General features: G+C 39.0%; 9 protein-coding genes and 1 pseudogene. 5 read left to right on the plus strand and 5 right to left on the minus strand.

What is annotated here, in order from left to right; genetic code table 11:
* Positions 1–97: 97 nt before the first annotated feature.
* Both B1NLA3E_RS13790 and B1NLA3E_RS13795 read right to left on the minus strand, forming a co-directional pair.
* Positions 98–631 carry a GNAT family N-acetyltransferase gene (locus tag B1NLA3E_RS13790; protein WP_015594448.1) on the minus strand — a complete coding sequence of 178 codons (534 nt, stop codon included), beginning with the start codon at positions 629–631 and terminating at the stop codon, positions 98–100.
* Positions 632–656: 25 nt separating this feature from the next.
* Positions 657–1,109, minus strand: coding sequence for a MarR family winged helix-turn-helix transcriptional regulator (locus B1NLA3E_RS13795; RefSeq protein WP_015594449.1), 453 nt, complete (start codon positions 1,107–1,109; stop codon positions 657–659).
* A gap of 128 nt (positions 1,110–1,237) precedes the next feature.
* Between B1NLA3E_RS13795 and B1NLA3E_RS13800 the strand changes: the two genes are divergently transcribed.
* Together B1NLA3E_RS13800 and B1NLA3E_RS13805 are read left to right on the plus strand one after the other, a co-directional pair.
* Entirely contained in the window at positions 1,238–1,681 is a 444-nt protein-coding gene (locus B1NLA3E_RS13800; RefSeq protein WP_015594450.1) for a GNAT family N-acetyltransferase, read from the plus strand.
* Positions 1,678–2,344: pseudogene (locus B1NLA3E_RS13805) on the plus strand (YczE/YyaS/YitT family protein). Before B1NLA3E_RS13800 ends, B1NLA3E_RS13805 begins: the two are co-directional and overlap by 4 nt.
* 335 nt (positions 2,345–2,679) lie before the next feature.
* Here the strand turns inward: B1NLA3E_RS13805 and B1NLA3E_RS13810 are convergent.
* The 3 genes from B1NLA3E_RS13810 to nirB (B1NLA3E_RS13820) form a co-directional block, all read right to left on the minus strand.
* The gene (locus B1NLA3E_RS13810) at positions 2,680–3,471 is read right to left on the minus strand and encodes a GNAT family N-acetyltransferase (protein ID WP_015594452.1); all 792 of its coding nucleotides are present in this window, start codon (positions 3,469–3,471) and stop codon (positions 2,680–2,682) included.
* Positions 3,472–3,799: 328 nt separating this feature from the next.
* On the minus strand, positions 3,800–5,941 hold the full coding sequence (nasC, locus tag B1NLA3E_RS13815) for an assimilatory nitrate reductase catalytic subunit NasC (RefSeq protein WP_015594453.1): 2,142 nt from the start codon (positions 5,939–5,941) through the stop codon (positions 3,800–3,802).
* 103 nt (positions 5,942–6,044) lie between these two features.
* Entirely contained in the window at positions 6,045–8,399 is a 2,355-nt protein-coding gene (nirB, locus tag B1NLA3E_RS13820; protein WP_015594454.1) for a nitrite reductase large subunit NirB, read from the minus strand.
* A 343-nt stretch (positions 8,400–8,742) separates the two neighbouring features.
* Here nirB (B1NLA3E_RS13820) and B1NLA3E_RS13825 point away from each other — a divergent pair, with 343 nt between their 5' ends.
* From B1NLA3E_RS13825 to nirD, 3 genes are all read left to right on the plus strand, one after another.
* Entirely contained in the window at positions 8,743–9,948 is a 1,206-nt protein-coding gene (locus B1NLA3E_RS13825) for a nitrate/nitrite transporter (protein WP_015594455.1), read from the plus strand.
* Positions 9,949–10,256: 308 nt separating this feature from the next.
* On the plus strand, positions 10,257–12,671 hold the full coding sequence (gene nirB, locus B1NLA3E_RS13830) for a nitrite reductase large subunit NirB (RefSeq protein WP_015594456.1): 2,415 nt from the start codon (positions 10,257–10,259) through the stop codon (positions 12,669–12,671).
* Between the two features lie 33 nt (positions 12,672–12,704).
* On the plus strand, positions 12,705–13,037 hold the full coding sequence (gene nirD / locus B1NLA3E_RS13835; RefSeq protein WP_015594457.1) for a nitrite reductase small subunit NirD: 333 nt from the start codon (positions 12,705–12,707) through the stop codon (positions 13,035–13,037).
* Positions 13,038–13,045: the final 8 nt, after the last annotated feature.

The following is a 13,045-nucleotide window of genomic DNA, read 5'->3' on the forward strand; positions in this document are numbered from 1 at the left end:
GCTGCGCAATTAACAAATCGCTACCATTCACCCATTTAGTACTTGGTAGTAAATGCACTCGTACTTCGACATTTGTAACTACCAAATCTTGACCTAATTAGTAATTATAATTTTGTGCAGTAGTTTTGGTCATTATAAAGTCTATCTGTTCTTCATCACCCATATAAAAAGAGTGGGCTCCAGCTTGGACAAACCCCATTTTCTTATAAAAAGCAAGAGCATTTTCATTTTTTTCCCATACACCTAGCCAGATTTTCTTTTTATTACGTTCTATAGCAATTTCCATAGCTGTATTTAGCAGATATTTGCCAAGCCCGTGTTTTTGAAATTTACTCCTGATATAAATCCTTTCGATTTCAAGTGATTCATTGCCCATTTTTTCAGTTTGAGCACCATCGATATTGACCTTTAAATATCCAGCCACTTCATTTTTAAAATAAACAAAAAAGAATTGCGAAGAAATATTGATTAATTCTTTTTCTAATTGTTTTAAGTTTAATGCCCTTTCCAAATAGACTTTCATATTTTCGGGTGAGTTCTGATGCATAAATGTTTCATTAAATGTTTCATAACTAATTTCTTGAAGTGTGTGCAAATCTTCAAGGCCACACTTTTTTATATTTATAGTCATTTAAATATGTCGCTCCTTTAAATAATCAATAATTTCTCTTGTTTCCCTTTTTTACAAATTCCCAGTCTTTTTCTATATTTTTCCTTACCTTTTGAAGAAGATTGAAAATGGTTTCTACTTCTCTTTCGGAAAAACCCTCTAATGCAACAGTATCGGAATAATCATGTTCTCTTTTGATAAAAGGATAAACTTTTTGCCCTTTTTCTGTAGGAAAGAGCTTCTTTATTTTCTTGTTATGTTGATCGTCTTTCTTTTCAATAAAACCATTCATTTCAAGCTTTTTTATAGCACGAGCAGCTGTTGTTCGATCTACTTTTATCATCTCAGCTAACTTTTCCTGAATAATTCCCGGGTTTTCACATATACGGACAAGGTATAAATACTGCCCTTTTGTAAGGTCAAATTCTTTAAATTCTATATTACTTATAGAATCTAATGCCCTTGCTATCATTCCAATTTCTCGTAAAATTTCTTTCATGATTATCTCCTTAACCTCATTATTTGTTGCATTTACTATAAAATTAATATAAATTAAATTTAGCCTAATTTTATTGCATTTGCAACAAAATCATCATGGTCATATTAATCTAAAGGGACTGAAAAAAAATGAATGTAAAAAGAATAACGATTGATGAAGATTTAAGGGCAGCATTTGCTATTCGGAAACAAGTATTTGTGAAAGAACAAGGCGTACCACTAGAAGATGAATTTGATCAATTTGATACACTCAATGGACATTGCCAACACATATTAGTCCATTACAATGAACAACCGGTCGGTACGGGAAGGATAAGGTTTTTGCATGGAGTAGGAAAATTGGAGAGAATCTGCATTCTTAAACCTTACCGTAAATTTGGTCTTGGAAAAATCGTTATAAAAACGTTAGAAGAAATAGCGGAAGAACGGGGAGCCTCGCAGGTTAAATTACATGGACAAACGCAGGCAGAAGGATTTTATAAAAAACTAGGGTTTAGGACTTCTTCTACAATCTTTATGGAAGATGGAATCCCACATATTCTCATGCTCAAAGAATTATCTTCTAAAAAATGATAACGAGGTCGGTTAAAGCCAAATATGTTGTTTATGTAATAGGAATATTACTATTAACCCTGGGTATTTCTTTCACTATACAATCAGACCTTGGAACTTCACCCTTTGATGCGCTTTTGGTAGGACTATCCTTAAATGTGGGGCTAACTGTGGGAAGTTGGGAAATTATAATAGCTTTAATATTAATAGGTTGTAATTCATTTTTAAAAAGACAAAGACCAGAAGTTTTAGGGTTATTAACAGCATTTATAACCGGTATCGGTATTGATATGTGGCTTTATTTATTGCACAGTTTTATAACACCCGAACAAGTAATCAGCAAAGTTATTTGTTTTGGAATTGGCTTGGTTGTTATAGGACTAGGAACTGCAACATATTTACAAACAAATTTTGCACCGATTCCAATTGACCGTTTAACATTAATCCTACAAGAATTATCTAGAACAAATTTATTTTTTTCGAGAACATTCATTTACCTCGTATTCTTGATATTAGCAATAATTTTCCATGGACCAATTGGAATTGGAACTTTATTAACCGTTTGTTTAGGAGGACTAATACTTAATCAATTTATGCCACTTACTAAAAGAGTAATAGAACGCGTATTAACAATACTCTAGGACATCACGAAATTATGATAATGATAAACACCATTCAATTTAGAATAGTCAGATTGTCAAGAAAGAGTATTCAGTATTTTTCTCGGCAATTTTTTATTTATCCTGCTAATTGGCCTGTTGATTTCCGCTCCAGGTGCTCGCTTTCCGCGGGGCGGGCGCTGAGCCTCCTCGGCGTTACACACCTGCGGGGTCTCACCTGTCCCGCTGCTCCCGCAGGAGTCGAGCACCTTCCGCTCCAATCAACCTAAATTAAATCACCCTGACCATTCAATTTAGAATGGTTTTGATTTTTCTTGTTCAACTAACCATCCTGTGCTTTAAATACAGAATTTCACTATCCCTTCTAAACTTTAATCTAGATATCTTATTAAAAGATTTCTATTTATATGTATACATCATCCAGAATCCTATATCTTTAAATCCGATTTTTTTATAGATTGCTCCAGCTTCAGGATTATCATAGAACAAACAGAGATCTTTCCCTTCGAGTAACAGTTCATTACAAAGCTTGAGCATACATTTGGTTGCATTGCCCTTTTTCTTATAGTTTTCTAATGTAGCGACAGCTACAACCATTGCGGACATAGAATTTTCTGCTGCAGTTGATGCTGTTGATACCATTTTTCCATCTGCTAAAATAAAAAATGAACGCGAAGTTCCATCCTTCAATTCACGATATTTTCTTTCTACTGTTAGGGTTGATTCAAACTCTGGAATTGAGTTTATCAATTCAACAAGGGCTTCTGCATCTTTAGAAAGGGCTTTTTGAACACTTTTTAAATCTATATTATTTATATTACCATCTAGTTTTGTACATTTAGCATAATAACTTTGCCTCTTCCTCTTAAGCTCTTGTTTCAGGAAGGGCTCAATTTGTTCAGTAAATTCCTTTAATCCGGACATCATTTTAAAATCAGGATCATTAGACATAATTTCTGCGAATCCCATAGCATTAAAGGATTCCGCCGCAAATGGAATATAGTTTTCCTCGAATTTTAACAAAACAGCTACTAGCTCTCCACTTTCATTAAATTCTCCCCAAACTTTTTGGAATTCTTGGTCAAACCCATATGCTTCAATGTCGCCAATGATAAATAAATTTTCAGCTGGCATAGTTTTTATCAATTTAAAACAAACCTCTTGGTCATTTTCGTTAAGTCTTCTAATCATTTTGGTTTCTCCTCCTATGTTCTATGGTTCCTTTACATCACCAACTTGTTTAGTTTATTTTAACTTTCTTTTATAACGGGAACATTTTATTTAATTACAATATATTGTCTATTCTCACTTCTCAATATAATGAAGGAGTATATCAATAATTAAAGACCCATGACAATTTTTGTCATGGGTTTCACTGGTGGTGGCGAATTACTTTGCGTTTCCATACAAAAAAAACACGGTAACTTGTGATTAAGTTCACTAAGATTTTCTTTTAGAGTATCACTTGCTTTTTAAGCTATTTAAACTTATTTGAATAAATTATGGTGCTTCAAACCAATTAAAAGTCTGTAACAGTACTGACTTTAACGGCACTGACTTTAAACCCCGGCATTCTGCATGTTGGGTCTAATTCTTTTGACACGAGGCGATTGACATTTTGGGAATCGTCCCAATGAATGGGGATAAAAACCGTGTCTTGACGGATCGCTTCTGACCATTTGCTTCTGACAATAATGCTTCCTCGTCTAGATTCAATCTTCACTAAAGAATGATCTTGAATTCGGTATTTCAGCGCTGTTGTAGGATGAATTTCCATGAATGATTCGAAATTTCTTGCTGCTAATGACGGACTTTTTCTTGTTTGTACCCCTGTTAAATAATGTGACATAATCCTTCCTGTCGTCAAATAGAGTGGAAAATCTTCATTCGGTTGTTCTTTCGGAACAGCCGGGTTATTTGGAACAACAATCATAGACGCCTTCCCATCAGGAAGCGGAAAAGATGTTTCAAATATTCGTTTTGTCCCTTTATGGTCTATTTCTGGGCACGGCCACAAGATGCCACCCTCCGCCCTTAAGCGCTCATACGTAATACCGTAGTAGTCAGCCATTCCACCGCGGCTCGCTACCCTTAATTCATTAAATATCTCTTCCGTAGATGAAAAGGAAAAATATTTCCCTTTTCCAAGAACACGGGCGATGTCACAAATAATTTGCCAGTCATGCTTAGCTTCTCCCGGAATCGGATAACTCGCTTCCCTCAGTGTTACTCTCCCTTCCAGATTGGTCATGGTGCCCTCATCCTCTAAATAAGATGTAGTTGGCAAAATAAGATTTGCTAGCTTAGCAGTTTCGGAAACAAATAAATCGACTACCACAAAAAACTTTAATTTCTTCAATGCCTCCTTGACGAAATTCGCGTTCGGATTAGAAACGACGGGATTAGAACACATTAGAAGCATACCGGTAATCTCGCCTTCATGAACTTTCTCCATCATTTCGTAAGCTGATACCCCTTTGCCCGGTAGCTCGTCTTCGTTGATTCCCCACACACCGGCAATATACTCCCGATGTTCTTTGTTTTCAATCGAGCGATACCCCGGAAGCTGATCTGCCTTTTGACCGTGCTCCCGAGCTCCCTGCCCATTCCCCTGACCAGTGATTGCTCCATAACCGGAGGAAGGCTTCCCTATTTTACCTGTAGCAATAAGAATATTCAGTAAATTCCGAACAGCTATAGACCCATCTGTTTGTTGTTCCACTCCTCTTGCTGTAAAAATCATACCCGTTTCCTCACGACCGAATACCACAGCCGCTTTGCGAATTTGATCGACTGGAATACCGGTCAGTTGGCCAATTTCTGCTAAGTTCAATGAAGATACATGCACCTTCACTTCCTCAAAGCCGTTCACTCTTTCAGCAACAAAGTCTTCATCGATATAGTTTTCTTCGATGATGACTTTTAAAAGTCCATTCGCTAAGGCAGCATCCGTTCCCGGTTTTACTTTTAAGTGCAAATCCGCGATTTTTGTCGTAGCCGTTTCTCGTGGATCAATGGCGATAATATACGCGCCATTTTCCTTCGCTTTCTGAAAATATGGCATAATGGTCGGCTGACATTCGGCAATGTTCGTACCAGCTAAAATAATACACCGTGCGAATGGAACTTCTGTTAAGGCGTTAGTCAGCCCCCGATCCATTCCGAACGTTTGGCTTGCTGCCGAAGCAGCTGCGGACATACATAAACGGCCGTTATAATCAATGTATTTTGTTTTTAATGCCACACGTGCAAATTTACCGAGTAAATACGCCTCTTCATTCGTAATCGAGGCACTGCCATAAACTGCTAGTGCATTCATACCATCTTCAGATTGAATTTTGTTGAAATTTTCTTTAATATGATTCAGTGCTTCCTCCCAGGAAATACGAACAAATTTACCATCCACCTTAAATAATGGATGCTTGATTCTGTCATCATGAAAAGCATGCTGATGTGCATTGATCCCTTTAATACATAAACGCCCCTCGGAAGTTGGATTGTCCTTTCCAATTGTCGTGTGCTTTTTCCTTGTAACAATTGATTGTTCAATCAATTGCATTTTACATTGCATACTGCAATAGGGACATTGTGTATCATATACTTTTTCTGATTGAACTTCCTGCTGCTTCATCCGAAAGTATTTTAATAACAACTCAGTCAATTTACCTCATCCTTCGCTCACTTATTTTCTCTATTCACTTTTCCGCTGAATAACGTAATATAAGTGCCGTCATATAGTTCACCTATGGTATATGGTATATCGTTTATCCCTTTTGAGCCATCCTCTTTCTCCAAGACTTATCCTCATCTAACCTCTTTAACAGCTGATGACGAAGCTCTTGATCAAATAGCACTTCCCTTACATGGATTAAGCCAAGTCGTTCCAGCCACTCCCAAGTACGCTCCAAATAATTGCCTGTCTCTCGATAATATTGGATAAAACCGCTGATAACCTCCATCGCTTCATCTTTTGTCCCCGCAACACATAGCAATTCTCCGACTCTTACATTGCGCCCACTGCTGCCACCGACATAAATTTCCCACCCTCTGTCAGTCCCAATTACCCCGATATCCTTTGTTGTCGAACCCGCCCCATTATGCATGCAAGAAGATACACCGATTTTGACACGATATGGAGTCGTTACAAATTCTGTTTTCTTCTCTAATTTGACTGCCAACTTTAGAGATGGATATTTATTACATTGGCAAACATGTTCGCCAATACACGTTTTTACATTTTGAACCATATTTTTATACGTAGAACTTAAAGGCATGTTCAAATCGGCCCATACACCTGACAAGTCTTCACTCTTAATACCCATTAAATGTATTCTTTGTTCGCTGGTAACTGCCACATTTGATATAGCGTATTTTTCAGCCACATTTGCAATTTTTCGTAATTGCTCTGCGGTTGTCATGCCGCCAAACATTTGCGGAATAACTGAGTACGTACCATTATCCTGAACGGTTGCATTCATTCTTTCGCTAACGAAAAGAATCTCTTGTTTACTTTCATACTCTGGAAAAATCATTCCTAAATAATAGTTCAAGGCAGGTCGACACGTTGAACAGCCTTGCTTGTTTTCCCATTCAAGTTTATCCATCACTTCTTCCACTGAAGTCAATCCCAGCAGCTGCATCTCGTGCACCACTTCGTCTTCCATTAGCGATGTACAGGAGCACATCGACTTTTGTTCCATTTCCTCATCATGTTCGTCACTCTGGATATAGGAAAGAAGATCCGTTACCAACCGCTTACAACCTCCGCATGAACCAGAGGCTTTCGTACATGTTTTGACCTGTTCAATCGTTGATAGGCCTTCCTTTTGAACCGCCTCGATGATCATTCCTTTTGTCACTATGTTACAATTACAAATGATTTCGCTATACGCCATGGAAGCAACCGAATGTTCGTCTCCATTTGACGACTGAAGCAAAAGGACTTTTTCTGCATCCAACACATCTTTTTTCTTAATAATCATCTCCAACAGCCTTGTTCCATCCCGCGTATCTCCAAACAATACAGCTCCAACCATTTTACTGTCTTGAAAGACGATCTTTTTATAAATACCGACTAATTCATCAAAGATGGTAATCTCCTTTGTTGTTTTCCCCCCCGCAAACTGGCCGACTGAAAATACATTAACACCCGAAATCTTTAGGTGCGTGGATAAAATCGATCCTTCATAACCTTTACAATCGATACCGCAAATGTGTTTGGCCAGTACTTGCCCCTGCTCATAAAGGGGTTTGACCAACCCGTACACCATTCCCCTGTGTTCCACGCATTCCCCAACAGCGTAAACATTAGGAGTATTGGTCTTCAAATAGTCATTCACAATGATGGCACGGTTTGTTTCAATGCCGCTGTCCTTTGCTAACTGAACATTCGGCCTAACCCCTACAGCCATCACGACCAAGTCAGCCTCCACTTCCGTTCCGTCCTTAAAACGCAAACCCTCTACCCGTTGGTTTCCGATAATCTTTTGTGTCTCCTTTTCTAAAAGAAAGTTCATTCCTTGACTTTCCAACTCTTTTTGCAGCATTTTGGCAGCAGTTGGATCAAGCTGCCTTTCCATTAAATAGCGGGCAATATGAACTACATTCACTTCCATCCCAAGATTCAACAGTCCTCTCGCTGCTTCTAAACCCAATAATCCACCCCCGATCACAACTGCTTTTTTATATTTTTTCGAGGTTTCAATCATTTTCCGGCAGTCTTCAATCGTTCGAAATGCGATAACCCCTTCTTTATCCGCACCCGGAAGCGGAAGATGAAATGGAACAGAACCAGTTGCCAAGATCAGTTTGTCATATGAAACTTCCCGGTCTTTATCCGACCGTACCAGTTTTTTTTCTTTATTGATTTTTATCACCGTTTCTCCTGTAAACAATTGAATATGATGCTCTTCATACCAATCACGATCATTTATCGTAATATCTTCGACCGACGTCATGCCCTGCAGCACGGTCGACAATAAAATTCGATTATAATTGGCGTGCGGTTCACTTCCGAAAATAGTAATCTCAAAAGCATCAGGATCATTCTTTATTATTTCCTCAATACAACGCACACCCGCCATACCGTTCCCTATTAAAACTAGTTTTTGTTTAGTCATTTCTAAACCTCCAGCCGATTGTAAAAAATGAGAGTCCATATCGTTATAGGACTTATTATTTCATAAAATCCAGATTAATAAATTATTTATGTCATATTATCTTACATGAATTGTGACAAAACTCACTGTAACAGTCTATCCTTTAACCAAGAACGAAACAAAAACTTTACAACCAGGGAGGTATGAAGATATAAAAAATATTGGTCTATTTTCATTTTTAGTATGGGTTGGAAAGGTCATCTTTCCAAAAAATCAAACGATCAGATTGTAATTAAAAATCCATTTATTCACTTGCGCACTTACTAACAATCAGAAATTCATATGTTAAAAGGAGAGAAACATTATGAAGTTATCCGATCTTAAAAAAAGCGGTCATGCACCGTCTCTATTCGCCTCATTTTTATACTTTGATGTCAGCTTTATGATCTGGGTTTTATTAGGAGCTCTAGGGGTATATATCACAAAAGATTTCGCTCTTTCACCCGCAGAAAAAGGCCTCATTGTTGCCGTTCCTATTCTTGGCGGCTCATTCTTCCGTCTCGTCCTCGGCGTCTTAACTGACCGGATTGGGCCTCGAAAAACAGCAATTGGCGGAATGATTGTAACGATGCTCCCGCTTGCATGGGGATGGTTATTCGGACAGACACTTACAGAACTTTACTTAATTGCAATCCTGCTTGGTGTAGCAGGTGCAAGTTTTGCTGCAGCATTACCGATGGCGAGCCGCTGGTATCCGCCGCATTTACAAGGATTAGCGATGGGAATCGCAGGTGCAGGTAACAGCGGAACGTTATTTGCTACTTTATTTGGACCGCGTCTTGCAGAACATGTCGGCTGGCACGGCGTGATGGGAATAGCTCTTATTCCTCTATTAATTGTATTAACTATTTATGTCCTTATTGCAAAAGATGCACCTTCACAGCCTCCGGCAAAACCAGTCATCGAATATTTCAATGTCTTCAAACTAAAAGATACATGGTATTTCTGTTTACTTTATAGTGTCACTTTCGGTGGTTTTGTCGGTTTAGCCAGCTTTTTAAGTATCTTTTTTGTCGATCAATATGATTTATCAAAAGTAAGAGCAGGAGATTTCGTAACACTTTGCGTGGCGGCAGGTAGCTTTTTCCGTCCGGTAGGCGGATTCATCGCCGATAAAATCGGCGGCGTTCGACTACTCACCTTTTTGTTTATCGGTGTAGCACTCAGCATGTTTGGCGTAAGCCAACTTCCATCTATAACTATGGTGACAGCTTTATTATTCATCGGAATGATGTGCCTTGGCATGGGAAATGGAGCGGTTTTCCAATTAGTTCCACAGAGATTTCAAAAAGAAATCGGGATGATTACCGGTATTGTCGGAGCTGCCGGCGGTGTCGGCGGATTTTTCGTACCCAATATTCTTGGAACACTTAAACAAGTGACAGGAACCTACGCAACAGGTTTTATGGTTTATGCAGGAATTGGATTGGCGGCACTTTTAGTTTTGATGATTGCGCAAATTTCATGGAGGAAAGCTTGTCCCCCAAAAGAAGCTTCTGTGAAAATTTAATGATTTAGATTCAATGAAGAATTGGCCTTTCATCTCCGCTAGTAAGATAGTGAAGATGAAAGGCCTTTTTTTCCATTAATCTCTTCCCCTCAATAGACCACTCGTATACTGATTTATCTTGAACCCTAAAAACCAATTAAAACACTTCCCGATAATAAATTGCAGTGGAAGAAACATTTTGGAGGACATTACATATCGAGAAAACCTTGTGAGAAATCCTAACACAACAGGTCACGTATTCAACAAACCATGATATAGTTTAGTAAATTTATTCAACTTATACAACTTGCTAATAGGAGGAACGCTGGATGGAGAAGAAGAAGTTGATTCTTGTAGGAAATGGAATGGCTGGTGTTAGAGCCATTGAAGAAATATTGAATGTATCAAAGGAAAAATTTGAGATTACGATTTTCGGAAGTGAGCCGCATCCAAATTATAATAGAATTCTATTATCAAAGGTATTACAAGGTGATACAAAAGTCATTGATATCACGTTAAATGACTGGGATTGGTACAAAGAAAACAATATTCAATTATACACGGGGGAAACGGTTATAAAGATTGATTCCGAGAAAAAATTGGTCGTGACCGATTCAGGAAGAATGGAGCCGTATGATGAATTAATTATGGCAACAGGATCTCTTCCGTTTATCCTTCCAATTCCGGGAGCGGATAAAACAGGGGTAACAACCTTCCGTGATATCAAAGATACGGATGAAATGCTTGTTGCTTCAAAACAATACAAAAAGGCTGCCGTTATCGGAGGTGGGCTGCTCGGACTGGAAGCAGCTAGAGGCCTTTTAAATCTGGGAATGGATGTTTCTGTCATCCATCTTGCTCCATACTTAATGGAACGACAAGTGGATCCGACGGCAGGTAAGCTATTGCAAATGGAATTAGAAAAACAAGGGATGAAATTTTTATTAGAAAAACAAACGCAGGAAATCTTTGGAGATGAACGTGTAGAAGGATTAAGGTTTAGCGATGGAACCGAATTGAAAGCGGACTTAGTGGTCATGGCGGTTGGTATTAAACCAAATATCGAATTAGCCAAAGAAAGCGGTCTTTCTGTTAATCGCGGGATTGTCGTCAATGACTATTTACAAACAGATGTCCCTCATATTTACGCTGTTGGAGAATGTGCTGAGCATAAGGGCATTGCTTACGGATTGGTTGCCCCCCTTTACGAACAGGGAAAAATATTAGCGAAGGAAATCTGCGGTGTAGAAACAAAGCCGTATCAGGGATCGGTTTTATCCACTCAATTGAAAGTGTCTGGTGTGGAAGTATTCTCTGCTGGTGACTTCACAGAGGGAGAAGACAAAAAAGCAATCAAGGTGTTCGATGAACAAGATGGCATTTATAAAAAAATTGTATTGCGAGGGAATCAAATTGTCGGAGCCGTGCTGTTCGGTGACAGCAGCGATGGCAACCGCATGTTCTCAATGATCCAAAAGCAGGCAGATATTTCGGAAACAGCGAAAGTATCAATTTTGCATCCGATTGGTGAAGCAGCGATGGGTAGCTCGGTTGCCGGCATGACAAATGAAGAAATCATTTGCGGCTGTAATGGAGTATCAAAGGGAACCATTGTCCAGGCAATCCAACAGCAAGGCTGTAGTTCGGTCGATGAAATAAAAGCTTGTACAAGTGCTTCCCGTTCTTGCGGCGGATGTAAGCCGCTTGTAGCTGAATTGTTACAGCATTCGCTAGGGTCGGAATTTAATGCAAATTCTCAAAAAGAAGCAATCTGCGCTTGTACAACATTATCAAGGGATGAAGTGGTAGAAGAAATTAGAGCGAAAGGATTGACTCATACAAGAGAAGTCATGAATGTCCTTGGCTGGAGCACAGAGGAAGGCTGTTCCAAATGCCGCCCGGCTCTTAACTACTACTTAGGAATGGTTAACTCAACGAAATATAAAGATGAAAAAGAATCCCGTTTGGTAAACGAACGGATGCATGCGAATATTCAAAAGGATGGAACATACTCGGTTGTGCCAGCAATGTACGGCGGAGTGACCAATTCACAAGACTTGAGAAAAATCGCAGATGTGGTAGATAAATATGAGATTCCATTGGTTAAATTAACAGGTGGCCAGCGAATTGACCTATTCGGGGTCAAAAAAGAAGACCTGCCAAAAGTGTGGGAAGAACTCGATATGCCTTCCGGATTTGCGTATGGAAAATCCCTTCGTACGGTTAAAACATGTGTCGGTGAACAGTTCTGCCGCTTTGGCACGCAGGATTCAATGGCTCTTGGAATCGCACTAGAAAAGAAATTCCAAGGTCTTCAAACGCCTCATAAAGTGAAAATGGCAGTATCTGCCTGCCCGAGAAGCTGTGCGGAATCCGGCTTTAAAGATATTGGATTTATTGGCATCGACGGTGGTTGGGAAATTTATATAGGCGGTAACGGTGGAACTCATCTACGCGGGGGAGACTTGTTGTACAAAGTGAAAACGAATGAAGAAGTAATGGAAATTACAGGTGCTTATTTGCAGTATTACCGCGAAACGGCCAACTACTTGGAGCGTACCTCTGCATGGATCGAGCGTATCAGTTTAGTACACGTACAATCGATTTTAGAAGATAAGGAAAAGCGCAAAGAATTGAACACTCGTATGGAAGAAACGTTATCCCTTTTCAAAGATCCATGGAAGGAGATTATTAAGGACAATCAAAAGAAAAAAGACCTATTTGAAAGAATAGTAATGTCTTAATTTTGAAGGATGTTTCATTGGAGGAGATGATTCATGGTGAACAAAAGCTTAACCGAGTCGAAAGTATTAGTTGGTTCTGTTCATGAATTACCGGGTCATTTAGGAAAAACAGTGCTTGTAGGTGATAAAGAAATCGCTGTATTTAAATTGTCAAGCGGAAGCATTCGAGCGGTTGAAAACCGCTGTCCGCATAAAGGCGGAGTATTAGCAGAGGGAGTTGTGAGTGGGGAATTTGTTTTTTGTCCGATGCATGATTGGAAGATTTGCCTGAATGATGGAAAGGTGCAAGAACCGGATACGGGATGTGTCAAAACATATAAAACAACTATAGAATGCGATAAGGTTTATCTCCTTATCGAAAGTTAGTAAGCCAA

Origin of the sequence: Bacillus sp. 1NLA3E, from assembly GCF_000242895.2 — a bacterium.
Lineage (GTDB): Bacteria > Bacillota > Bacilli > Bacillales > Cytobacillaceae > Bacillus_BU.